Annotated in this window: 26 protein-coding genes and 1 pseudogene; 22 read left to right on the top strand and 5 right to left on the bottom strand. The window is 62.7% G+C overall.

Going from position 1 to position 22,381, the window contains the following annotated elements:
• Window positions 1-27: 27 nt before the first annotated feature.
• Window positions 28-234, top strand: a pseudogene (locus FHW92_RS12105) (IS3 family transposase); the annotation flags it as partial.
• A 98-nt stretch (window positions 235-332) separates the two neighbouring features.
• On the opposite strand, the gene FHW92_RS12100 reads toward FHW92_RS12105, so the two are convergent.
• Window positions 333-824: a hypothetical protein gene (locus FHW92_RS12100; protein ID WP_168603474.1), complete on the bottom strand. Its 492-nt coding sequence runs from the start codon at window positions 822-824 to the stop codon at window positions 333-335.
• 521 nt (window positions 825-1,345) lie between these two features.
• Complete coding sequence (locus tag FHW92_RS12095) at window positions 1,346-1,759, bottom strand: hypothetical protein (protein WP_168603473.1); 414 nt, start codon at window positions 1,757-1,759, stop codon at window positions 1,346-1,348.
• A 331-nt stretch (window positions 1,760-2,090) separates the two neighbouring features.
• Between FHW92_RS12095 and FHW92_RS12090 the strand changes: the two genes are divergently transcribed.
• The 19 genes from FHW92_RS12090 to FHW92_RS12000 all read left to right on the top strand — a co-directional run bounded on the left by FHW92_RS12090 (window position 2,091) and on the right by FHW92_RS12000 (window position 18,331).
• Entirely contained in the window at window positions 2,091-2,414 is a 324-nt protein-coding gene (locus tag FHW92_RS12090) for a hypothetical protein (protein ID WP_168603472.1), read from the top strand.
• A 53-nt stretch (window positions 2,415-2,467) separates the two neighbouring features.
• Window positions 2,468-3,235: a DsbC family protein gene (locus FHW92_RS12085; RefSeq protein ID WP_246870128.1), complete on the top strand. Its 768-nt coding sequence runs from the start codon at window positions 2,468-2,470 to the stop codon at window positions 3,233-3,235.
• 177 nt (window positions 3,236-3,412) lie between these two features.
• Entirely contained in the window at window positions 3,413-3,769 is a 357-nt protein-coding gene (locus FHW92_RS12080) for a hypothetical protein (protein WP_246870080.1), read from the top strand.
• Between the two features lie 117 nt (window positions 3,770-3,886).
• Window positions 3,887-4,153, top strand: coding sequence for a type IV conjugative transfer system protein TraL (locus tag FHW92_RS12075; RefSeq protein ID WP_168603471.1), 267 nt, complete (start codon window positions 3,887-3,889; stop codon window positions 4,151-4,153).
• A gap of 8 nt (window positions 4,154-4,161) precedes the next feature.
• A complete protein-coding gene (locus FHW92_RS12070) occupies window positions 4,162-4,800 on the top strand; it encodes a TraE/TraK family type IV conjugative transfer system protein (protein WP_168603470.1) in 639 nt (212 codons plus the stop codon).
• Between the two features lie 172 nt (window positions 4,801-4,972).
• Window positions 4,973-5,704, top strand: a complete 732-nt coding sequence (locus FHW92_RS12065) for a type-F conjugative transfer system secretin TraK (RefSeq protein WP_349237683.1) — start codon at window positions 4,973-4,975, stop codon at window positions 5,702-5,704.
• A complete protein-coding gene (locus FHW92_RS12060) occupies window positions 5,701-7,098 on the top strand; it encodes a TraB/VirB10 family protein (protein WP_246870079.1) in 1,398 nt (465 codons plus the stop codon). Before FHW92_RS12065 ends, FHW92_RS12060 begins: the two co-directional genes overlap by 4 nt.
• A 29-nt stretch (window positions 7,099-7,127) precedes the next feature.
• Window positions 7,128-7,817, top strand: coding sequence for a TraV family lipoprotein (locus tag FHW92_RS12055; RefSeq protein WP_246870078.1), 690 nt, complete (start codon window positions 7,128-7,130; stop codon window positions 7,815-7,817).
• Window positions 7,814-10,330 (top strand): TraC family protein, encoded by a 2,517-nt coding sequence (locus FHW92_RS12050; RefSeq protein WP_168603468.1) that lies wholly within the window; start codon window positions 7,814-7,816, stop codon window positions 10,328-10,330. The genes FHW92_RS12055 and FHW92_RS12050 overlap by 4 nt, the downstream gene beginning before the upstream one ends.
• On the top strand, window positions 10,327-10,680 hold the full coding sequence (locus FHW92_RS12045) for a hypothetical protein (RefSeq protein ID WP_168603467.1): 354 nt from the start codon (window positions 10,327-10,329) through the stop codon (window positions 10,678-10,680). Before FHW92_RS12050 ends, FHW92_RS12045 begins: the two co-directional genes overlap by 4 nt.
• Complete coding sequence (locus FHW92_RS12040; RefSeq protein WP_168603466.1) at window positions 10,677-10,964, top strand: hypothetical protein; 288 nt, start codon at window positions 10,677-10,679, stop codon at window positions 10,962-10,964. Before FHW92_RS12045 ends, FHW92_RS12040 begins: the two co-directional genes overlap by 4 nt.
• The gene (locus FHW92_RS12035) at window positions 10,961-11,620 is read left to right on the top strand and encodes a conjugal transfer protein TraW (protein WP_246870077.1); all 660 of its coding nucleotides are present in this window, start codon (window positions 10,961-10,963) and stop codon (window positions 11,618-11,620) included. Before FHW92_RS12040 ends, FHW92_RS12035 begins: the two co-directional genes overlap by 4 nt.
• Window positions 11,617-12,627 carry a TraU family protein gene (locus FHW92_RS12030; protein WP_168603465.1) on the top strand — a complete coding sequence of 337 codons (1,011 nt, stop codon included), beginning with the start codon at window positions 11,617-11,619 and terminating at the stop codon, window positions 12,625-12,627. The genes FHW92_RS12035 and FHW92_RS12030 overlap by 4 nt, the downstream gene beginning before the upstream one ends.
• 170 nt (window positions 12,628-12,797) lie before the next feature.
• Window positions 12,798-12,947, top strand: a complete 150-nt coding sequence (locus FHW92_RS12025) for a hypothetical protein (RefSeq protein WP_168603464.1) — start codon at window positions 12,798-12,800, stop codon at window positions 12,945-12,947.
• Window positions 12,944-14,884, top strand: a complete 1,941-nt coding sequence (locus FHW92_RS12020; RefSeq protein ID WP_246870076.1) for a hypothetical protein — start codon at window positions 12,944-12,946, stop codon at window positions 14,882-14,884. The genes FHW92_RS12025 and FHW92_RS12020 overlap by 4 nt, the downstream gene beginning before the upstream one ends.
• An 83-nt stretch (window positions 14,885-14,967) precedes the next feature.
• Window positions 14,968-16,008, top strand: coding sequence for a conjugal transfer protein TraN (traN, locus tag FHW92_RS12015; protein ID WP_246870125.1), 1,041 nt, complete (start codon window positions 14,968-14,970; stop codon window positions 16,006-16,008).
• 25 nt (window positions 16,009-16,033) lie between these two features.
• Window positions 16,034-16,873: a type-F conjugative transfer system pilin assembly protein TrbC gene (locus FHW92_RS12010; protein ID WP_349237677.1), complete on the top strand. Its 840-nt coding sequence runs from the start codon at window positions 16,034-16,036 to the stop codon at window positions 16,871-16,873.
• On the top strand, window positions 16,845-17,444 hold the full coding sequence (locus FHW92_RS12005; RefSeq protein WP_168603461.1) for a S26 family signal peptidase: 600 nt from the start codon (window positions 16,845-16,847) through the stop codon (window positions 17,442-17,444). Before FHW92_RS12010 ends, FHW92_RS12005 begins: the two co-directional genes overlap by 29 nt.
• 50 nt (window positions 17,445-17,494) lie before the next feature.
• Window positions 17,495-18,331, top strand: a complete 837-nt coding sequence (locus FHW92_RS12000) for a conjugal transfer protein TraF (RefSeq protein WP_168603597.1) — start codon at window positions 17,495-17,497, stop codon at window positions 18,329-18,331.
• Between the two features lie 26 nt (window positions 18,332-18,357).
• Here the strand turns inward: FHW92_RS12000 and FHW92_RS11995 are convergent, their stop codons facing one another.
• Both FHW92_RS11995 and FHW92_RS11990 read right to left on the bottom strand, forming a co-directional pair.
• Window positions 18,358-18,756 carry a type II toxin-antitoxin system VapC family toxin gene (locus FHW92_RS11995; protein ID WP_168603460.1) on the bottom strand — a complete coding sequence of 133 codons (399 nt, stop codon included), beginning with the start codon at window positions 18,754-18,756 and terminating at the stop codon, window positions 18,358-18,360.
• Window positions 18,753-19,004: an AbrB/MazE/SpoVT family DNA-binding domain-containing protein gene (locus FHW92_RS11990; protein ID WP_168603459.1), complete on the bottom strand. Its 252-nt coding sequence runs from the start codon at window positions 19,002-19,004 to the stop codon at window positions 18,753-18,755. The genes FHW92_RS11995 and FHW92_RS11990 overlap by 4 nt, the downstream gene beginning before the upstream one ends.
• 31 nt (window positions 19,005-19,035) lie before the next feature.
• On the opposite strand from FHW92_RS11990, the gene FHW92_RS11985 reads away from it, so the two are divergent.
• Complete coding sequence (locus FHW92_RS11985; protein WP_168603458.1) at window positions 19,036-19,623, top strand: hypothetical protein; 588 nt, start codon at window positions 19,036-19,038, stop codon at window positions 19,621-19,623.
• Window positions 19,624-19,650: 27 nt separating this feature from the next.
• On the opposite strand, the gene FHW92_RS11980 is transcribed toward FHW92_RS11985, so the two are convergent.
• Complete coding sequence (locus FHW92_RS11980) at window positions 19,651-20,820, bottom strand: ATP-binding protein (protein WP_168603457.1); 1,170 nt, start codon at window positions 20,818-20,820, stop codon at window positions 19,651-19,653.
• A 122-nt stretch (window positions 20,821-20,942) separates the two neighbouring features.
• On the opposite strand from FHW92_RS11980, the gene FHW92_RS11975 reads away from it, so the two are divergent.
• A complete protein-coding gene (locus tag FHW92_RS11975) occupies window positions 20,943-22,364 on the top strand; it encodes a conjugal transfer protein TraH (RefSeq protein WP_168603456.1) in 1,422 nt (473 codons plus the stop codon).
• Window positions 22,365-22,381 lie beyond the last annotated feature (17 nt).

Raw genomic sequence — 22,381 nt, 5'->3', positions numbered from 1 at the left:
CCTGCCAGGCCCTTCCAAGAGCCGACCGGCAACTGCCGGGACAATGCGGCGATGGAGAGCATCTTCTCGTCCCTCAAGACCGAACGGGTCTGCAAGAAAGTCTATCGGTCACGCGATCAGGCCAGAGCCGGCGTGTTCGATCATATCGAGCGTTTCTGCAATTCCACCTGCAGGCATTCAACCTTGGGCTATCTCAGCCCTATCGACTTCGAACGCCAATCGGGGCTAGCCTAAGGAAGCCTATCTCGGTGTTCAGCAAACCGGCAGCAGGCCACAGCATCGTTTATGATGCAGCCTACCGCATTAAGCTATGTCTCAGGGCCGCCCCTCCGTCAGTTCACAGGAACATCAATCGTAAGCGTCACATCATGAGGTTCACTATCCGCATTATGGGCTATCGCGGTAAACGTCATCTGGTTGCTGCCATCGGTGGAGCGAATGTTTTCCCAGGTCGGTCCCTTACCATTCTGGTCGATGAAATCGACCGGCGGCTTACCGTCGCAGGATGTACCTACACAAGCGCGACCATCGACCGTACAATAGGCATAAATTCGTGCGGGATTGAGAGTTTCAGGCAAGCCGGGTGGTCCATTTACTGTTATCGGCACGGTGGCGCCGGGTGCCACAGAGACAGATTGGGTGATCTGGGCCTCATGCGATGGCTTGCCTGCATGACAGGAAAAGTTTCCCGTGGTTTTGTAACTGCTGCCGGCGCCCGCTTCTGTTGCGGACGGTGCCGGCACGTCATCGGATCCGCAGCCTGCGACGAGCACAAAAAGCGAGCCAGCTGCAGCAGTACGAAACAGATTTTTTGAACCGATCATTTCTGAGACCTCAACCGCTTCCGCAACCTTTATATGAATTTTTTACGCCAGGCTGCAAGCAGCGATTCCAAGGTCATCCGGGCATGGTCCACCTGACTTATGCTTCACGAAAAAGACATACCCGTGCAAGACCGCCAACCTCAACAATTCTACCCGTGTTTACAGGTCGATCGTCAGACTATTTTTGCGCGCAGGAGCGAGGCTGAACCACGACGTCTGAGCCGATGAGACCATCGTCTCGGTCGCCGCTGCGCCAATCTCCGCCAGCCTCGTCGACCATGCCCGCCTTATTGCCTTGCAGGCGAGTTTTCGACGAATATTCTGAGAACAGCGTATCAACATCGGCAGGAATGCGCTCCCGCAACGGTTTGTCCTGTGGTCGGCGGAAACCCCGACCGGCAGCTTACGGGGCGCGTCATATGCGAATGGCACCGTGGACATCTCCGGCCGGATAGTCCCGCCGTATCGATTCGGCAGGTAAATGCCATTCTGGCATCGAATGAGGCATCGAAGAGCAAATTTCAAATCGTCAGATCGAGTCTATCCCTCCAGCACCCCGCCAGCCTTTCCTGCCTCACATCTTCCATATGCATCAAGGCTGCCAGAAACAGCTTCCACACGGGAAAAATTGGACAAAGTCTGCCGGTTCGCTCGATATTAGTCATGATCGTGCCCACCAGACCCGAAAGCGCAGAAGTAGTCCCCACATAACGAATGATCCTCCCCCCATATCTTTTAAGCTCGGGATCGAGCATCTCGTCCACCTGGGTTTCAGCATCAAGCTTATGAAGCAGGGCCACCGCAATCAGCAAGGTCATCCCGTAAGGCAAAAGATCGCCTGCGAGGCGGCACAGGCGGCAATGACAACGCAAAAAGAGCTGAATGCCCTCCTCGGACAATTGAAGCTTGTAGGCGCGGGATTTCTTCGCGGTCATGACCGTCCTCCTCATTCCGCACTGCGACATCAAGGGCCGAATCGCCAACAGAGGCTGCCAGAAGAAGTATTCGAGGGCGAGTAAACGACTCAATTCAATACCGGAACAAAGGGAGGAACCGGAAGTTCACTTCCGACTTGAGGAATTATACTTCCGCAAGGCGACAGGTCATCTCCTCAAACCGGCAACAGATTTCCTCCGGCGTTGCCCGACCGGCTTACCGCGACGCATCCTTTGACTCATCCCGACGAGGGACGGGCCGACCATTTCGGCAAACGCGCCCTTCAGTCCACAACATGCTGCCCCAAAGCGGTGCCGTATGAGGAGGTGAATGATGCTCACGCCCTACAAGATGATGACGGCCATACTGGCACTTGCGCTCCCCACCTCCATCGCGCAGGCCTGCCAGTCCCCGGCGCGAGCAGAATTGCAAGGTGCAAGCTGCACCGAGCCGCTTACCATCATTAACCAGGCTGGCAGCTTCATCATCACCCGCTGCTCCGCCCCGGTTGCGGAGCCCTCACCCCGCCCAGCCTCATTCCTGCGCCTTACCCTGCAACGGCTTGGCAGCAACATCTGGCTCGACAGCGAGATGCTTGATGCAAACAGGCCCTCGCCTGCCCTCCCCGCAGACGATCAGGAGCAACGCAAGTGAGCCGCGCCAGCACGTTGACGGCAATGCTGCTCGCCCTCCCCGCCATGCTGCCCATGGGCAGCGCGATGGCGCAAGCCCCTGAGCCCTCCGCCATGATCGCCGGCGCCGCTGCCGAAGCCGAGCGCCGGCTCCATCAGAGCTTCACCAATCTCGCCTTCGAGGATTTCGGCCCCGCGCCTGTCAAAGGCCCGATCTATCAGGCCAGCGCGGGCAACCGCACCCTCTATTACGCACCCGAGAGCGGCCATATCCTCTTTGCCACGGTCTATGATACCAATGGCGTCAACGTGACGGCACTGGCCGAAAGCACACGCGTGCAAAAGCGTCTGTCCGCCATCGATCCGGACAAAGCGCTCGTCCTTGGCCCTCCCGATGCCCCGACCGTCATCGAGTTCACCGATCCCGATTGCCCCTATTGCCGCGCGCTCGACCGCTTCTGGGCGAGCAAACAGGCCGAAGGCAAACAGGTGAGACGCCTCATCTATTTCGTGTCGGGGATCCATCCCGAGGCCGCCGCCAAGGCCGAACATATCCTGTGTTCTCCTGACCCTGCGGCCAGTTTCAGGGCGCTCTACAGCGGCGCAGCGCCCTCGCCGCTCGCCACCTGCGCCAAAGGTCATGCCAAGGTTGCTGCCGACGCCGCTCTGGTGGCCCAGGTGGGCATCACCGGTACGCCGACCCTGATCCTTGATGGCAAACTCGTCTCCGGGTTTCAGCAAGGCGAACTCGAAGCCTTTTTGGCCGGCCGTGTCAAAGCCGCTCCGAAAGCTGAAGCAGCCAAGCCTCCGGCAGTTCCCCCGGCAAAACCGGATACACGCTGATCCATCTTCCCAATTTCTGGCGGCCGCTGCGTGGCCTGCGGGATCGCCCGCAAGCCCGGCGGATCGAAATGCCGACGCACGCGGCTCCATGAAGCCGTCCGACACGCGCGCCGGCAGCCAACGGATTTCCCGGCGGCACAGGCTCGCGGACGGCTTCTTTGCAGAGGAAACACCACCATGACCAGGCTTTTTCACAAGAACCCTGTCGGCCGCCAGGCGATGACGCAGTTGCTGGCCCGCCCCCTGTCATGCTCCGATGTCGCGCTGACCGCCCTTATCGCTCTGGCCGCCACGACCGGTGTGGCCCATGCCTTTGCAGCGCCGGCGCAAGGCGATCTGGGCTACGACATTTACGACATCGTCGTGAACAAGGGCGTCAAGGGACCGCTGGGCTTTGTCGGCGGGGTCGCGGCTTTCCTGTTCGGCGTCTCGCGCCTGTTTTCCAATATCATGATCGGCATCCCCACGATCGTGGCGGCGGTCTGTCTGATCAAGTCGGATTCGATCCTCCAGACCTTCGGCATGCTGATCTGAACCATCGGCCCGGCCAGCATAGCGTCGCATGGGCACGAACCTCAACCGCCCCTGCAAACACAGGGTCGGGAAGTCCTCAGGCTTTTGCCTGAGGTGTAAGCGGGAAGGAGAAGAGACGTGGACGAACGCCTGCCCCAATACCTCCATCGCCCGGTGCAGATCCTGTGGTTTGCCGCGGACGAGTTCGTGCTGGCGCTCTCGGGCATCTTTGTCGCCACCATCGTCGGCGGACTGCCCGGCTGGGGTCTGGTCGCGGCTCTTCTCCTTTTCATACCGTGGAAGCGCTCCAAGCCGCGCGGCTTCCTGCCGCATCTGGCCTGGCGCTGGGGCCTCGTCTCCTTCCCCCACTATCCGGGTCCGACCCAGACCCGATTTTTCGAGTGAGTTGCGCGATGATCTTCCCCAAGCGCCATCGACAGGACAAGGTGGATCCCCTGCTCGGCAAGCCTGCCAGCTTTGGCATCCATCGCTACCTGCAGGGCTCGGCCAATCTGTTTGAAGAGAACCGCCTGCTCAAATTCGCCATTGTCGGCCTTTTCGCGATCACTGCCGTGCTGGGCGCCGAGATTTATTCCTCCGACCAGAACCGGCGCACGGTGATCGTGCCCTTCGGCGCGGGCGGCGATCTCTATGTCACCGGCAGCGTGCCTTCGAGCGACTATCTGCGCGCGATGACGCGCAATGTGGTGGCACTGGCCGGGACCTATTCGGCCTATTCGGCGAGCCAGCAGTTTCAGGCGCTGCTCGGCATCGCGCACCCTTCGGCCTACAATGCGATGCGCGACAGTCTCAACGCCATTCTCGACGAATTGTCGGGCAATCCGACGCTCTCGATCGCCACCTATATCCGCGCCGATCAGCCTGTCACCTGGACCCCAAGCGAGATCACCGTGCCGGTCGAGAAGGTGAGGGTGATCGGCGGCACGATCCGCAAATTCCGGGGCAACCTGCGCATTGGCTACGCCATCGAGAACGGCCGCTTCTGGCTCACCCATCTCATCGAGGACAAGTTCGATGTCGAAACCCGCTGATCAAGCACGGGTCACGCACCCGCTGGCGCTCGCCCTTGCCGTCCCGCTCCTCTCCATTTCAGGCGTCACGGGTGGCGGTGCCCTGCACGCCCAGGATGCCGTGGTCCAGCATTTTGCGGTGCAGAATGTCGGGAATGGGAATCTCCAGCAGCCAAATGCAGCGCCGCACAACATTGAACCGCAGCAGATAGCCGATCCGGTGACCTCAGGCCGCACCATTGCCGCGCTGCCCGCTCAGACCAGCACGATTCGTCTGTCCAACCGCGATGTGAACCATGTCGTGTGCCTTGGCGGCGAGATCGAGGACGTCAAATTCTCGGCCGAGAAGGCGATTGCCGTCGAGAAGGCGGGATCGGACGCCTGGATCAAGTTTCTGGTCAAGGAGATCGACGACGCCGGGCAGGTCACCCGAAGCTATGTCACCCAGCCTTCGGAATTCTTCGTTTCATGCAACGGGGCGATCTATGCCCTCTATGCCGAGCCTTCGCAGATCCCTGCTCAGACCGTGACTCTCGCGCCGGGCAAGGCACAGCGCGCGCGGGCCAATGACGATCTGCTCGGCCCGCTGGTCGAGGAAGAACGCGCGGTCTCGATCACACTTGCCATGCTCCAGGACCGCATCCCCGCCAGCTTTTCGAGCGTGGCGCCGCGCGCAGGCGCGCTTGCCCTTGCCGCCCTGCCCGGTGCGCGCATCACCGAGAACCGCCGGGTCGAGATCGAGGGCGCAGGCCTTTCGGCTTCGGAATACCGGGTCGAGGTCGCGGCAGACACCACGCTCGATGAACGCGCCTTCCTCGACCGCATTTTCGGCACGCGGATTTTCGCGGTGAGCGCCGACCGTCTGTCGCTTAAAACCGGGGAACCCGCCCGTGTGATCGTCGTGCGCCGGGAGGCAGGCCAATGAGCAATCTTCCCCCGCCCGATCCGATGAGCGATGACGGACAGGCTGAGCAGCAAAAGCCTCGCGATGCGAACTCCTATCAGGCCCAGCTCAATCGCGCCACGCAGGAAGACAGGCAAAGCACGTCACCTGACAGGGCTTCATCGGCAAATCCGTTTCCCGATTTCAGAGCACGCTGGCAGGCGCTGTCGGCCCGGAGACGGCTGCGCGTCAAGCAGGGCCTTGTCGGCCTTGCGACATTGATGCTGGCTTACGGCCTCTACACCGCCTCCTCACCCTCAAAGAACGAGGCAGCCACCCAGGTCAGTGCGACAAAATTGGAAATGGGAACAGGCCTGCGCGGCGACAGTCTGGAAACCAAGCTGCACGGGGACTTTCAGCAGATCCGGGAAGGCCAGCAGCAGCTTGCCGAGCGCATCACCGCCATCGAGGAGGGTAAGATCAGTCCTGCCGCCAAACCCGTCAGCGGCGCCCATGATACCGGCGAGTTGCCCCCCGCGCTTCCCGATCTCGACATTCCCGCCAGCCCGCCTGTCGCCGGGCGCAGCCGGCCAGGGGAGCGCAGCGAACTCGACAGCCTGCCTCCGCCGCCCACGAACCTGTCGGTGCAGAACACACCGCCCGCTCCTCCTGCGCCCCCGCAGGAAAAGAGCGTCGGTGCCATCGGTTCTGCCACCAGCAGCCTTCTGCCCGCCGCCGCCGATGGTTCGAGCGCGAAGGATCGGTCCCCGAATGGCGCTAAAAAAAAGACCAGGACGATCTTTTTACCGCCTGGTTTCATGAAGGCGCGGCTGCTCACCGGGATCGACGCGATGGCGAGCCGTGATGCGACGCAAAACCCCGAACCGCTGATTGCAAGGGTTCAGGCCCCTGCCGTGCTGCCCAATGACGTCAAGGCGAACCTCTCGGGCTGCTTTGTCATCGGCAATGCCACCGGCAGCCTCGCCAAGGAGAGGGTCGAGGTCCAGCTCGTCTCGCTTTCCTGTATTGATTTTGACGAGCATTCGGTGGTCGATCAGCCGGTCAAAGGCTTCTTCGTCGATACCGACGGCAAGAAGGGCCTGTCGGGCAAGGTCGTCACCCGCGCGGGCGCGGCGCTCGCCCGCACTTTCCTCGCCGGCGCCGCCTCGGGCTTTGCGAGTGCCGTCGAAGGCAGTTTCGGCTCGACCTCGACCTCGGCGCTGGGTTCGATCCGCACGCTCAATGCAGGCGATGCTGCCAAGAGCAGCCTTGCGGGGGGCATTTCCAAATCCTCGGACAAACTCAGTGATTTCTACCTCGATCTCGCCCGTCAGGCCGGTCCCATCGTCGAGGTCGGCGCCGCCAAGGAAGTCGTGGTTGTGATCCAGGAGGGTGTGACCCTCGAGATCAAGCCTGCCGCCGGGGAGAAATTCTGATGCCCCGCCCCCTTTCAGGAGATCAGCCCATGCCCACGTCGATGTCCCGTGCAGACGTGCGCCGCAGAAACCGTGGCGCCGCCCCGTTCGCCGCCCGCCGTTTTCCATGCCCGGCTCTGGCGATCGCCGCGCTGTCCCTGCTGAACGGCTGCGCATCCATCGGCTCGATGATGTCGCCCTATAGCGAGAAGTTCTCCTGCAAGAACCGCGACCATGGGCAGTGCATCCATCCCGACCGGGCCTATGCCGATGCGGTCGCAGGCATTCCCTCGCATTCCGATCCCGCCGTCACCCATGACAAGGCGATGCTCAAGGATCGTGCCGGCACCGGCGATGCCACCGCGCCCGCTGCGCCGCAGGCAAAGACGCAGGGCAAAAAACCCGCGCCCTATCTGTCCTATCGCGACAGTCTCTACCGCGAAATGCAGGGCCTGATCGAGGCGCCGGAGACCCCGATGCTGCGCGCCGGACGCACCGTGCGCACGCTCATCATGCCTTACGCCGACCGCGAGAGGCCGGACCGGCTCTATATGCCGCGCTACGTCTATTCGATCCTTGAGCGCCCGCAATGGGTAGTGGGCGACTATCTGGTGGGCTCGGCTGTGCCAGCCGCGCGCCTGCCCGTGCTGGGACAGGTGAAGGAAAAGCCCGCAGGTGATCCTGCCGCGCAGGGCGATCCCGCCCCCGTTCCCGCGCCGCCCGAAGGACAGGACCAGTGAAGGCTCCAGTTCATCCAGGCGCGGGCGGCCTCACCTTCGCCCGGCTCCGGCGCTCGGTCGCGCGCGAAGCCTATAGCGACTTCCTGCCGCTCGTCGCCTGGGACAGCGAGGAACAGGCTTTTATCTGCATCGACGATGGTTGGGCCTATGGCTGGGAACTGACCCCCTCGGCCTATATGTTCGCCCATGTCCAGCAGGCGCTTACCGGCCTGCTCAACACCCATTTCCCCGAAGGCACGGTGCTGCAGCTCCACAGCCTGGCCGATCCGGTGATCGATGACGCGCTCGATGCTTTCCTCGATCTCAAGACAAGGCCCGACCCGCTGATCCAGGCCTCGGCGCAGCGGATGGCCGACTATCTGCGCGCCGGAACCGAGGGGCTTGATGCGCTCCACGGCATTCCCCTGCGCGACTTCCGCCTGTTTCTCTCGGTCAAGACAAGGCAGAAGCTCGGACAGGATCTGCGCCGACAGGTCGAGGAACAGCTCGCCAAACTCGCGATCCGTGCGATGGAGGCGCAGGAGACGGTCAGTCTCTATCGCCGCATTTTCAATGGCCTCACTGCCCATGCTCCGGGCCATTTTGATGATGGCGAGGGTGGAGCGCTCCGCCGCCCGATCCGCAAGCAGATCATCGATGCCGGACCCGACCTTGTCTTTGATGGGCCCGAAGTCTTTCTCGGCAACCAGGTCGCCCGTTGCCTCACCCCGCGCAGCCCGGCCCGCCGCATCACCGCCGAACGCGCCAATCGGCTGCTGGGCGGCATGCGCGGCGCAGCCGAAGACAGCGACCAGATCGGCGGTCCCTTCCTCTTCACTCTCAACGTGCTTTTCGACCATTCGCAATTCGAGATCCACAAGCGCGCCCAGATCCTTTCCGCGCAAAAGGCCGCCGGCTCCTTTGCCGTCGAGGTCGGCAAGCAGATCGAGGAGATCGGCTGGGTGCTCGACGAGGCCGGAGGCAGCCGGTTCCTTACCATTATCCCCGTCGTCTGGGTCTTTGGCAAAACCCGCGCTGAAGCTCGCGAGCTGGCCGCGCGCGCCAAGCGCCTGTGGGAGGCTGAACCCCTGCCCTGGATGATGCAGGAGGAAAGCTATCTCAATCCCGTGCTGCTGACGATGAGCCTGCCTTTCGGGCTCTATCCGGAAAAGCGCACGATGCGCCTGCTCGAACGCGATTTTAAGATGCCGGTGAAAGCCGCTGTCCTGCTCAGCCCGGTCCAGAGCGATTTTCGCGGCGGGGGCCGTCCGGCCCTGCTCTATGCCGGACGCAAGGGCCAGCTCGTCACGCTCGACCTCTTCGATCCGCGCATCAACAATTACAATTTCATCGTCTCGGCCGAAAGCGGGGCGGGCAAGAGCTTCCTGCTCAACAATCTGTGCCAGCAATATTTTGCCCAAGGCGCGCTCATCCGCATCATCGATATCGGCGGATCCTATCGCAAGCTCTGCACGCTCTGCTCGGGCCGCTATATCGACATTGGCGAGGAGCGCCTCGTGCTCAACCCGTTCGACATGGGCTTTGCCCTCGATGGCGAGGACAAGCAGTCAGCCATCTCGATGGCGGTTGCCATCGTTGCCGAGATGGCCAATGCCGCCACCCGCAAGGGCGTGTCGACCTCGCAGTGGAACCTCCTAAAATCCGCCGTACAATGGACGATCGAAAGCGGGCGAGCGCAGGACGGTATCGATGCGGTGCGCCAGTGGCTCGGCGCCTATCCCGCTGAAGCGGCCAGCGACCTCGACCGGGTCGAGCATCTCATCCCGACCGCGCGCGAACTGGCCTTCAACCTGCGCGATTTTGCTTCCGACGGGGCTTACGGCCATTTCTTCAACGGTCCTTCCAGCTTCGATATTTCCCGCGACGAATTTGTCGTGCTCGAACTTGAACGGCTCAAAGCCATGCCCGATCTTTTCAATGTGATCGTCATGGTCGTGGTCAATGCGGTGACGCAGGAACTCTATCTCTCGGCCCGCGATCGGCCCCGCTTCGTGCTCTGCGACGAGGCCGCGCAATTCCTCACCCGCTCGGAAGGGCAGGATCTCTCGCGCCTCGCCGAGGCCTTCGGCCAGGGCTATCGCCGCGCCCGCAAATATCAGGGCAGTTTCGGCGTGGTTCTGCAAAGCCTCAACGATCTGCTGCTCTTTGGCGGCACCGGCCAGGTGATCCTCGAAAACGCTGCCACGCGCTTTCTGCTGCAAGGCTCGACCTATGCGCAGGCAGCCGAGAACAGGATCATCGACTATTCACCCTTCCTGCTCGATCTCCTCAAATCGGTGCGCAACGCCAAGCCCCATTACAGCGAGATCTTCATCGACAGCCCGCTGGGTGTCGGCATCGCGCGCCTCGTCGTTGATCCCTTCTCTTACTGGATCAACACCTCGGCCCCGCGCGAGGTCGCCGCTTTCGAGAGCCTGATCCGGCAAGGCGCCAGCCCGCTTGAAGCGATCTGCCATCTGGCCGGGGTCGATCCGGCCGAGATCCTCCCCAAAGAGAAGGATATGCAACCATGAACGGACGCAAGCCTCATCCCGACCAGCTGTCGATCCTCTATGGCCAAAGCGAGTCCCCCCAACCCTTGCACCCGCCGCTCACCACCTTCGAAGCCGAACGCGAGGCAGTCCGCTGGCGAGCGCGCCTCGTCCTTATCGAGAGCGTGATGATGGCGGCGCTGATGCTGGGCGCGGGCCTTGCCATGAACCATGGTTTCCGCACCGCTCTGCAGAACGCGGTGCTGGTCGGCATCGCCTGCCTGCTGACCGGCATGCTGCTCATTGGCCTCTCGGCCCTGGCAAGCCGGTTGCTCATGCGTTTGTCGCGCCGGCGGCAGGCGCTCCGCAAGGATCGGAGCGACAAGCTGTGAGCGGCGGCAAGACAACGGTGCCCCGCAGCTTTGCCCGTCTGGCGCCGAACCCTGACGATGCCGAGGATCGCCTGCTCGAGGATCTGTTCGATGTCCCGGGCGAGGTCGGGACAGATGGCCAGGACCGGATGACGATGGCCGGCGAAGCCCTGGCGCTGACAGCAGGCCTTGCCATCGCCTGCCTCGCCCTGGCCTCCGGCCTGCCGCCGATGGCATCGGGCATAGCCGGCCTCCTCGCCACCTGCATCACCGGCTTTACCGCCATGCCTGCCTGGCGGTCATGACCACCCCGGCCGCCACAGCAAACCACGGCAAGGGCGGTCGCATCAGGCCCCGCGCCTTCGCGCCCCTCTGGCTGCTGGCGCTGGCCCTGCCCGGCTTCGCCCATGGCGAGGTTTCCAAGATCGGACGGACCTTTCCGATCGCCGAAGCCGATGCGCTGAGCGAGATTGAAGGCAAGGTTGCCGCCCAGCCCGCGAGCATGGCCAGCCGTTTCGGCCCGATGCGCCAGTGGCAGGCGCTGCGCTCGGCCCCGCTCGCGCCCGCCACCATCAACCGGACTAGGTTTTCCGTGCCCTTCCATACGCTCGAGGAAGACATCCGCCTGCCAGACGGCAAGCTGCTTTATGCCAAAGGTTACACGTTCAACCCCTTGAGCTATGTGACACTGGCCCAGCGCCTCATCATTGTGGCGCCGCGCGATCTCGACTGGGCATTTGCCCGCGCGAAACAGAGCGATTTCATCCTGCTGGCGGCGGGCGGGCCGAAGGATGGCGATGCTATCACATTAAGCAGGAAGAAGGCCCGCGCCCTTTTCATCCTCGAGCCACGGGTGAAGGAACGCCTTGGTCTGACCTTTGCCCCGGTCATCGTCCGTCAGGTCGGTCAGCGCCTCCAGCTCGACGAATATCACCTGCCGCCCCGGAGGGCAGGCTCATGAGGCACCGCTCCCTCGCCCTCGTCGCAGGCGGCGCGCTGCTTGCCTCGCTGGTCGCAGTCACCAGCCCCGCACACGCCTCCAAGTGCGAGGCAGGCACCGTCTTCAACCCGATCACCAAGGTCCGCTGGTCCTGTATCTTCCCGATCACCATCGGCGGCGTGCGCATCGGCGGTGACAGACTCGACAAATCGCTCGACGCGCAAAGTGCCTCCAAGCCGCTCTGCGCCTGCCGCAAGGGCGCCGGTTTCTGGTTCGGGCTCAAGGTCAGCTTCTGGTCGCCCAGCCGCATGGTCGATGTCGTGACCGAGCCGGGCTGCATGATGGGTCTGGGCGCGGATCTGATGGCCACCCGCGGCAGACTTCAGGGCAGCCAATCCTCGATTGCCGACGGCACCAACACGCAAAAGCTCTTTGCCCAGATGCATTATTACATCGCGCCGGTCTGGAAGATGCTCGACATGTTCACCGACCTGCCCTGCTTTGCCGACGAGGGCTTCGATGTAGCACTCATCACCGAGGTCATGCCGACCTGGCAATCAGGGACACTGGGCGCGATCATCCAGCCCGAGAGCATCCTGTTCGGCAATCCGGCCGCGGGCCTTGCCTGCATGGCCGACAGCGCAGCGGCCGCCGCAGGGGCCACGCTCGATCCTTTGTTCTGGTGCATGGGGAGCTGGGGCAACACTTACCCGATCGCGGGCGACATCCATTTCAGCGACAGTGTCGAGGCCTGGGCGGGCCTTGCCGCGCGCGGCATTTTCATGATGGGGCGGCTTGGCCTGTCCACCATCTCCTCATCCGACGGCTGCTCGTTCAAGGCCCAGCCGATCTGGAACAAGAGCCGCTACAAGCTTCAGATCATGGAGCCGGTCAAAGGCGGCAAATGCGTCAATATCGGCCGCCCCGGTTCGCTATGGACCTCGGCCAAACACGCGCCGGGCAAGGACAATGCCCAGTTCATGGTCTTTGAGAAGACGATCTGCTGCGCAGGGGTCTCGACGCCATGAGCGCCCCCCTTCCTCCATTCTGCGAATCCGAGACGGGCCTGGATCGGTCTGCCCGCCACAGCCTCCCTGGCCGTCCGGCCGGATGCGCAGAAGGAGCGACGCCGCCGCCTCTCAGCGGCGTCGCTCCACCCCCACTGCTTAGCGTTGACGCAGAGCTTGCCGCAACCGAAATGCGGCCAGTGTTTTCGATCGCGGTTCTGACCTGCTTTGAAGGGCAGGCCGTCTTCCGGATCGTGGCGGGCGAGGAACCCGCGCTCCCTCACGGCATGCTGTTTCGCCTGCGCAAGGGGCAGCGGCTGGTGACGGGAGGCACGCGATGACCAGCATTTGTCGCCTGCTTCTCGCCCTTCTCCTGAGCGCTATCAACCTCACGCTCACCGATGCGACCCGCGCCCAGACCGTAGAGGATCGCGCCCGCGCCGCCGCATCAGCAGCCCAGGCGAAAAGCGGCACCAGCGAAACGCTCCGCCGGAATTACCTCACCCCCGCTCTGGCAGGCAATGATGTCAGCACGCTCGACGACAGCCAGAGTTTTACCCCCACCATCGCCTGCCGGAAGAGTGCGACCATGCTCGAACTGCTCGCCCAGCCCGCCGTCGGCGGTGATATCGGTACTCTCACCATCTCGCGCGACAGCAATCTCGACGGGTCCTTCGATGAAGTGCTGAGCGTGCCCAGACCCGTCTCAGGCATCTGCGCCAATGGCGTCATCGCTTGCGATCCCGGAAGCTGGAACAATTGCCGGAATTTCCAATGGGGGATCGGATCTGCGGGCAACCTCAAGCTGACCGAGGTCGATCTAAGCCAATTGGCGGGCTGCTATTGCATCAACAATGCCTGCGGCAGCAATCTGGCCTGGGGCAATATGGCCTCCATCCTCAAAGATCTGGGCGGCGGCGTGGTGGGCGCACTCACCAGTGCCGACCCGCGCATCGGGATGGTTGAGGCCAGCGTGGATGGCCCGCTCATTCGCTATAGCGGATCGCAGACCACTGCCTGCACATCGAACCCTTCGCTGACCGTCAGCAGCTATGCGACCAATCCATCAGCACTCTCCGGCGACGCCTATGCCGCCGCGCAGAACAGCAGCGTCTTTCAAACCCTCGCCGGATCACCCGCCGGAACCGGCAGAACTTCCTCCTCACGCGATTGCACCATCACCCGCAATCTGACGCTGACAGCCATCTCGCTCAATGATGTGATCCAGCGCGCCTCGGGCGGCTATGCGACCTCGAACCCGACGCCCGGCAGCGCCGATTTCCTGACAGGTTCGCCCGGCGACAACACGCTCGATGGCGGCTCCTGCACCCTCTTCGATTATCCTATTACGCTCCATGTCGAGAAACCCGAACGGCTGAAGTCTGTCACCATCCCGGCATGGTTCGCCGATGACTGGGGGCAGGTGAGGATCGATGGCGAGCTTATTTCCTACGGGCCGGGCGCATGGACGGGCTCGGGCATACCGCCCGGATCCTGCGATCGCGGCCGTACCAGCTATTTCTCCCCCAACATCGATCTGATGCCCTGGATGACCAAAGGCGATCATACCATAGTCTTGCGCCTCGCGGTCGGCGACCGCGGCGAGGGCAACCTTCAGGTCCATGCCGAGGTCGATACGTCCTGCGAGCTTGCCGAAACACTCACCGATGCCTGCATGGGCGATGCCGCCGATCCGACCTGCACTCTGCAGAGCGAGAGCGTCGATGGTGTCGAGACCTTCCGCAATGGCGTGGCCACCGGCCTGCGACCGCTCGCCCAGACCAGGATCGTAAGTTCAGCCAGTTGTTCGCAAACCGTGACGCGCAGCTTTTTCGAGAAGGAGCGGCGCTATAAATGCGTGGCGACTTCCACCACGCCGGACCTCTCACGCGCCACCTATATCATCGATCATTCGAGCCCAAGCGTGCTGGCAGACCGCATCACAACCGGCGATGGCACAGTCTCCACCACGATCCGCGCCTTTGCGCTGCCGGGCCAGGCTTCGGTGGCGAGTTGCGAGGCGATCTGCAAGACCCGCGCGCCCAAGGCCAACAATGATGCGGCGGTCGATGGCGTGGTGGGCGCAAAACAGAATGCGCCGACCGGCTACGACACATTCTACCATAGCTGCGGTAGCGACAATATCTGTCCCCTGGGCGCGGGCGAGGAACTCGTCAGTGCCTGCGGCTGCCTCGATGATTTTCCCGAAGCGGCGGTGATGATGCAGAGCCTGCGCCTTGGCGGGGCCGATCTTGTCTGCACGGCGAGCCGGCGATGAGCCGAGCACCTTCCCCCGTCCAGCCCCTCCTTCGGCAGATGGTCCTGCCCGCGCTGCTCGGTGCAGGCAGTCTGGCCCTTGCCATGCCCGCACGGGCACAATCTCAGCCTCAGACCGAACAGCTTTGCGCCGCCGATCTCAACGGCAATGGCGATGCCGCCGATCCGGGCGAGATCGCCACCTGCACCGCGATGGCGGGGAGCACGTTTCTCTGCCCGCTCGGACAGGTGACCTGCGCCGCCGACGCGCAGGGAGCCTATAGCTGCCCCCTCGGCAGCCAGTATCAATGCCTGACGCCTGACAGTGGCGGGACACCCGCCTGTTCGCCCAATGCGTGCACGCCCAGCGCCGGTGCAATCACCACCAGCCCGGTGGTCGACGATCTCGGCGCAGCCAATGACGGCACAATCGATGATGCAGGCAATTGCAGCGGCGCGATCGAGATCTTTTCCGGGAGGGCTTTGCGCTGCCGTCCTGCGGGCCTGCTCACCACATTTTCCAATTGCTGCCGCAATCGCGGATCGGTCATCAAGGACGGGACCGGTTCGGCGCTGACCTCGCTCTCGACCAAGATCGCGGTGGCCAAGGGCGTGTTTTCCGGAATGCGGGCAGCCTATGCCGCCTTTCAGGCGGGGGCTTCGGCCAGTCAGGCGGCAAGCGCAGGGGCCGGCGCCATTATCGGCATCGATCCCACCTCGCTTGCGATCAGCCTTGCCATCAATCTCGTCCTCGAATTCCTGCTCTCGGGCTGCGATCAGCAGGATATGGAAGCAGGCATCCTGCGCGGCTCGGGCATGTGCCACGAGGTCGGCGCCTGGTGTTCTTCGAGCATCCTTGGCGTCTGCATCCAGAAGTCGGTCGGCAATTGCTGTTTTAACACCAGGCTCGGTCGCATCATTCAGGAACAGGGCCGCCCGCAACTCAAATCCTTCAACAGCATCGGCTGGGGCAGTCCCAAAACCCCCTATTGCCGGGGCTTTACCCCCGAAGAGTTCCAGGCGCTCGATTTCAGCAGGATGGATCTCTCCGAATATTATTCGGACCTGACCGCCAAAACCCAGAGCAACATCCAGATCGACATGAAGGAGCGGATCGATGCCTATATGCAGACGGTCATACCCTAGGTTTTGCCTCGCCCTTGCGCCGGTCGTGCTGTCCGCCACCGCGTTGGCTCAGGACCGGACCGCACCCGGCAACGCCCGTTCGGCCCCGCAGGCTCAGGGTGATGCAGCGATGGAGCGCCTGAAGGCCGCGGTCACCGCGCAGCAAAAGCGCCGACCGGCGGCTGGAGCACCGCAGCCCGTTCTGCCAGCCAGCGCATTGCCTTCGATCCCCGACAACAAAGCCCGTCGAGCCTTCGAGGGATTGCGCAAACGCTCCCCATTGCCCGCCATGGAAGCCCGCGCCCGCGCGGCACTGGATGCCGGCCGCGCCGGGCTTGCCGCAAGCCGCGAAGCCATGGTGAAACGCGTGGCCCAAGCGCTGGGCCTGGAGGCGCCCGATCGCGCGGCGCTTGAAGGTGCCATCGCCCCCACCGGCCCCAGGGCCTATGTCCCTGTGCTGTTCGCCTCATCCTCGATGCCGTTTTCCCAGCTCCGCGCCTATGTCGCCCAGCTTGAACCTGTCGGCGGAGTAATCGCCTTTCGGGGGATGGTGGGCGGGATGGGCCGCGTCGGCCCGATGGCGAAACTGATCGCTCAGGCGCTGCGGCTCGATCCCGGCTGCGAGGGTCCCGCCTGCGCCATGCGCAAATTACAGGTTATCGTCGATCCGCTGATCTTTCGACAGCATGATGTGCGCCAGGTCCCCGCGCTCACCCTGATCCCGGGCGATCCTACCCGTCCCTATTGCGAACGCGAGGAGGACAGCGAGCGCGGCGCCCATCTCGTCTATGGCGATGCCTCGCTTGCAGCGCTGCTCGATGAATATGCCCGCCTCGGCGGCAAAGAGGGGGTGCGCGATGTTACAACGCGTCTGGAACACCGGTAAGCGCCTCTGGCCTGAGGTGAGACTCCTCCCTCTGCGCGCTGCCGTGGCATTGGGCAGCGCGGGGCTTGGTGAGCCACCACGCCCACAACAGCTCTGGAAAGCCTATTGCATTGTTTTGCCGATTGGTCTCCTCACCTGGTATGCTCTTCCCAGCGTAACGCTGGTCGCCAGCCCTTCGATCGATGCCTATCTGGTCCATGCCGCGCCCGGCCCAATCCGACGCGGGGATCTGGTGTCTTTCAAGCTTTCCCATCCGCTCGCCGGTCCCGTCCAGCTCGATGTCACCAAATATGCCCTGTGCCTGCCCGGCGACAGGATCGCGATGGTCGAGCGGCCTTCCCCGATGCATCCCGGATCTCAAGACGGCTGGTATTATTGCAATGGCAGGCTGCTTGGCTCGAGCCTGCCTGTCGGGCGCGAAAGACAAAAACTTGCGCACTGGCAGCCTGCTTACCCGGTCATCCCGGCAGGCTATATCTATGTGGGCTCAGCCCATCCCCGCGGTTTCGACAGCCGCTATTACGGCCCCATCGCCATCTCCCGCCTGCACCGCATGGAAAAAGTGCTGTGAACCCGCTGATCCGCGCCGGACTGGTCGCAGTAACTCTTGTCCATGCTCCAATGGCACTCGCGCAAAGTGCACCGTCCAGCTGGACCGGCACGCGGCAGGGCTATTGGTGGTATCAGCCACCGCCCAGGACCGCACCGGATGAACCTGCAAGCGAGCCGGATGAACTGGTCAAGCCCGCCATCCCGCCGATGACCGAACTTGCGCGCCTGTCCCCGGCAAAAATCCGCAAGCTGATCGAGGCGCAGCGCGATTATGCCGCCACGGTCCTAAGTGTCGAGGCGGTCACCGATTTCTGGAAGCTGGAGGACTTTGCCCGCCGCAAGGCCCGCGCCTTTGCCGGGGTCACCCAGATCGCCATGCTCGCCCATCCTGAGCTCAATTCAAAAACGGCCAATCCGATGGTGGGCGATGCCCGCGACCGGATGACGGCGCAAAAGGACGCTTTGCGCCGTCAATATCTGCGCGCTCATGGCAACGAATTTGCGCTTGTCATGTTTTCGCGCGCATCCTGCGCCTATTGCCGCGTGCAATGGCCGATCCTCCAGCGGTTTCAGGAAGAAACGGGCTGGCAGGTCTCGGCCATGAATCTTGATCAGCGCGCCGACCTTGCCGCCCGTTTCGGGGTTGAGGTTACGCCCACCACCATGGTCATCCGTCGCAATTCGTCCCAGCGCATGGTGATCGCCAGTGGCGTCGAGGCCTATCCCAATCTCATCCAGACCGCCTATAATGCCGTGCGCCTGCTCTCAGGGGATATCAGGCCCGAGCAATTCCTGACCGGGGCCGGCGAAGAGGACGGGTTCTTCGATGCTCTCGCCAACGGGCCAGTGTCAGCCAGCGATCCGCGAGTGATCGGCGGCGATATGGTGAGCGGGAGGAGGCCGTGACAGAAGCGACCATCAGGCAGTCGGCTTCACTGAGGCAGCAAGACCTTCACGCCCTGCGCCCGCAGCAGGGAAACGGCTTTGCGGTCGAAGGAGGCAAACGTCTCGCCATCGAGCCATTGTCCGCCTTGAGCGATCACGCCATCTGCAAAATCACCTCCTGCATCCAGCATGGCAAGCCCCGCTTCAACAGCAGGCCCTTCGACGGAAACATTCTCGCCGCCGGTCAGCAATCGAAGAGCGTGAGCAATCTCTGCGGATGCAAACCCGTATGCCCGCCCCATGACCCAGCAAAACTCGCACAGAGCCATCACAGGCATCGCTACCAGTTCAGCACGTTCGAGCAGGTTTTGGGCAATCCGGGTCTGTTCAGGATCATCTGCGGCGACGGCACGCACCAGGACATTGGTATCGGCAGTAATCTTCACGGCTCGCCCGCCCAACCCCTGGCGATCACTTCATTCATTTCCTCAATCGAGATGACCCGCTGGCCTTCTCTTTTCAGCAAGCCGAAGGCATCGGAAATCTTGCCCTTGGGCCGCTCGGCCGCAACCTCAATCCGGCCATTGGGCAACTTCTGCACAGTAATCTTCGATCCCGGGTGGATTCCCAAATGCTGGAGCAGATCCCTCCTGAGAGTGATCTGGCCCTTGCTCGTGACGGTCAGCGTGGTCATGGCCTATATCCTTAGCAGCCCCGCCAAGGTAATGCAAAAACGCCTTACCATCAAGATTCTTGTCGTGCTGTTTGCGGTTCCATGGATTGCCCCCTTGTCGGCCCGCCCCATCACCCGCGCTGATGCTGCCCGCGCAGCGATCCATCCCGTCCATGATGCCGCCCAGATGCAGGCATGGCTCGCCCGCGTGCCTGTAACGCGCGACTTCCCGCCCGACTTTGCCGAAACTCTTTCCAGCGCAGCCTCGCTCAACGTAATCGAAATGACCACCGCGCCCGGCTGTCTCCCCTGCGCCGAACTCTGGGCAAGGCTGGGCGAGTTTCGCGCACGCTATCGCTTGCCGGTGCGGATCATAGGCCGCGATGAAGCCATGCTCCGCGCCGGCCGGCTCGGCCTGCCATGGGTGGGACACCCGGTGGCCTGGGTCAGGCCGATAGGTGACGAACGCCGGGCCATTCCCATCGCCATCGGCACCGATCACCTCGTCAATCTGGCGCGCAACGTCTATCTCGCGACCAAGATGCTCTCTGGCGTCAGGCCCGATGTCGGTCTTCGCGCGATGGCCAAATATACCGGCATTGTTGCAGTGGCGGCGCGATCTCCGCAAGGGAGGCCATGATCTATGGCCAGCCTGCCGCGTCTCCTTTCAAAGTGCGAGAGCCTGCAACGCTTCGGCAGCCTGCCGGAGCGGCATCACCTCGATCCCATGGCCCAGTGGGAAGGCCTCCTTGCCGGGATAGATGACAATCTTGCGCACAGGCTGAAGATCCTCGCAGGCGTGGTGAAAGCCGCGCTCAACTTTAGGCGAAAGGCTGCGCTTGACCTCGAATACCCACAAACCCTGCCCCGGCAAATCCAGCACCAGATCGATTTCTGCCCCGGCTGCGCTGCGATAAAAGCAAGCCGCCGTGCCCTCGGGCGATGCCGCGATCAGGTTCTCGATGACAAAACCTTCCCAACTCGCACCCGCAACCGGATGGCCCAGCACATCGTCCCTGGCCGCAAGGCCAAGCAACGTATGCACAAGGCCGCTGTCACGCACATAGACGCGCGGCGATTTGACGAGCCGTTTGAGGCCATTGCCATGCCAGGGCTCAAGCCGCCGTACCAGCAGCAGATCCACCAGGAGATCAAGGTAAGATGCCACCGTCTTGCTGTCGACGCCCAGACTTCGGGCAAATTCCGAGGCATTGAGCAGACCGGACTGGTGATGCGCCAGCATGGTCCAGAAACGCCGCAGAGTTTCTGCAGGAATGCGGGGCCCCAGCATCGGAATATCCCGCTCGAGATAGGTCCTGATGAAATCCCGGCGCCATCGCTGGCTAAGCTGGTCCGAAGCGGCGAGAAAGCTCTCGGGGAAGCCGCCCCTGATCCACAATTGCTCACTGTCCGCTTCGACGGTTTCGAGCGCATCGAAAGGGCGCATTTCCAGAAAACTGATCCGCCCCGCAAGACTTTCGCCCGATTGGGCCATCAGGTCGATCGAAGCCGGTCCCAGCAACAGGAAGCGACCGGACTTCCTGCCCTTGCGTCTTCCCCGATCGATCAGGCCGCGCAGGGTCTGAAACAGATCCGGCATGCGGTGGACCTCATCGAGAATGATGAGCCGGTCGGCATGGCTTTCCAGGTAAAGCTCCGGCTCGCTCAGTTTTGCGCGATCCGCGTCCGATTCCAGATCAAGATAAAGCGCGGACCGTTCATCACCGATCTCCTGAGCGAGCGTCGTCTTGCCGACCTGCCTTGGCCCAAGCAGGGCAACCGCAGGCGCGTGATCGATCCTTGCGATCAGTTCGGGCTTGATCCTTCTTTCAATCATCCATGCATTATTGGATCTTTATTCCGAATTTGCAAGGTTTTTCCCATCACCTCTACAACCTCAAGGGAGGCCCGAATGGCGGCGGGCTTTCCGATTACCTCCCAGGAACAAGGAAAACCGCCATGCCCAAAACCCGCCCGCTCCTGATCCTGTCCCTTCCCGCCCTGCTGGCAAGCTGCGCGGCCAGTGAACCCGCCTTCGCGCAGAGCTGGACCGAAAGCTGGTTCGACAATGCCACCTATAGCTCCCCCGGCAGCTTCAGCGACCAGACCCGCGGCTATGTCACCGCAGGCGGCATGTCGGGACGCTTCGATGTCCATGACGATTATCTGATGTCGCTCTCGCTGCCCAAGGTCAAAGCGGGCTGCGGCGGCATTGACATGTTTCTGGGCGGCATGTCGTTCCTCGACCCTGACTACCTCGTCCAGAAACTCGAGAGCATCCTGCAGGCAGCCCCAGCCGTTGCCTTCCAATATCTCCTCGAAACGCTCGACGAGAAAATGGGCAACATCATCTCGAAGATGGAGGCAGCCACCAATTACCTCAACTCAATCCAGGTCAATGATTGCCGCCTTGCCAATCGCATGGTTCAGATGGCGCGGGGCGATGAGAATATGAGCGGGATCATCGAGGAGATGACCGGCTCCAAATCGGTCTCGGCAGGCTTTGCCAAGAGCTATCAGCAGAGCCGTGAGAAGCTCAAAGCCAACAATGGCAATCCTACCGAGGATCTGAAGGAGGCTCTGGAAAACTGCCCTGCCGAAGTCACCGACATCTTCCGCACCGGCTCACTACTCGCTCATGCGGCCCAGCGCGTCGGCGCGGGCGACTGGGCGGGCGTGATGCGCGCCCGCGTGGGCGATGTCTATATGCGCTGGGATGCGGGTGACAAAGTGCCGGTCTTTTCGGCGATCCCGGCCTGCCCGCATCAGGACAGTGACACGCCCGAGGATTTCCTGACCGGCAAAGTGCAGACCCGCAGCCTCAATGTCCCGGCAACTGCGTCGGACTGTTCGGCGCAGACCGGCAAGGGCGCCCTCGAATTGGCCCGCGAGCGCATGGTCTCGATCAGCGCCAAGATCCGCACCCGCGTCGGGCTTACATCGGAGGAAAAGCAGTTCGTCGCCAATGTAAAGACCTTGCCGGTCTATCGACTGCTCGAATGGGGCGTGCGGCAGGGCGTGCCCGATTCCGTGATCTCCGACACCGATCAGCTGGTGGCCTTGAGCCTTGCCTATCAGATGCTCAATGATCTCACCCGCTCGATCGACTTTACGCTGACCAATGCGGAACGCGGCGCCACGGTGGCCGGAGCCGCCAGTTCCGAGAGCAGCAAGATCTGCCAGACCAAGATTCTCTCGAAGGGGATCGAGCAATTGCGCGACCTGCGCGAAGATGTGCTGCGGCAGCGCGCACAGATGCGCCAGTCTTATCTGGCGGCTCTCAGTCAGGCCAATCTCTCGGCGAGCTATGCCGGGCTGCTGCGCCAGCGCGACCGCGATGCCCGCGATGCCGCAGGCGCCGCCGCCTATCGCAACCGCTGACGGAAAGGCCCCTGCTC

This window comes from Novosphingobium sp. SG707 (genome assembly GCF_012275515.1).
Lineage (GTDB): Bacteria > Pseudomonadota > Alphaproteobacteria > Sphingomonadales > Sphingomonadaceae > Novosphingobium.
Note: the sequence above shows the minus strand (reverse complement) of the source record. Positions and strands in the feature narration are given on the sequence as shown.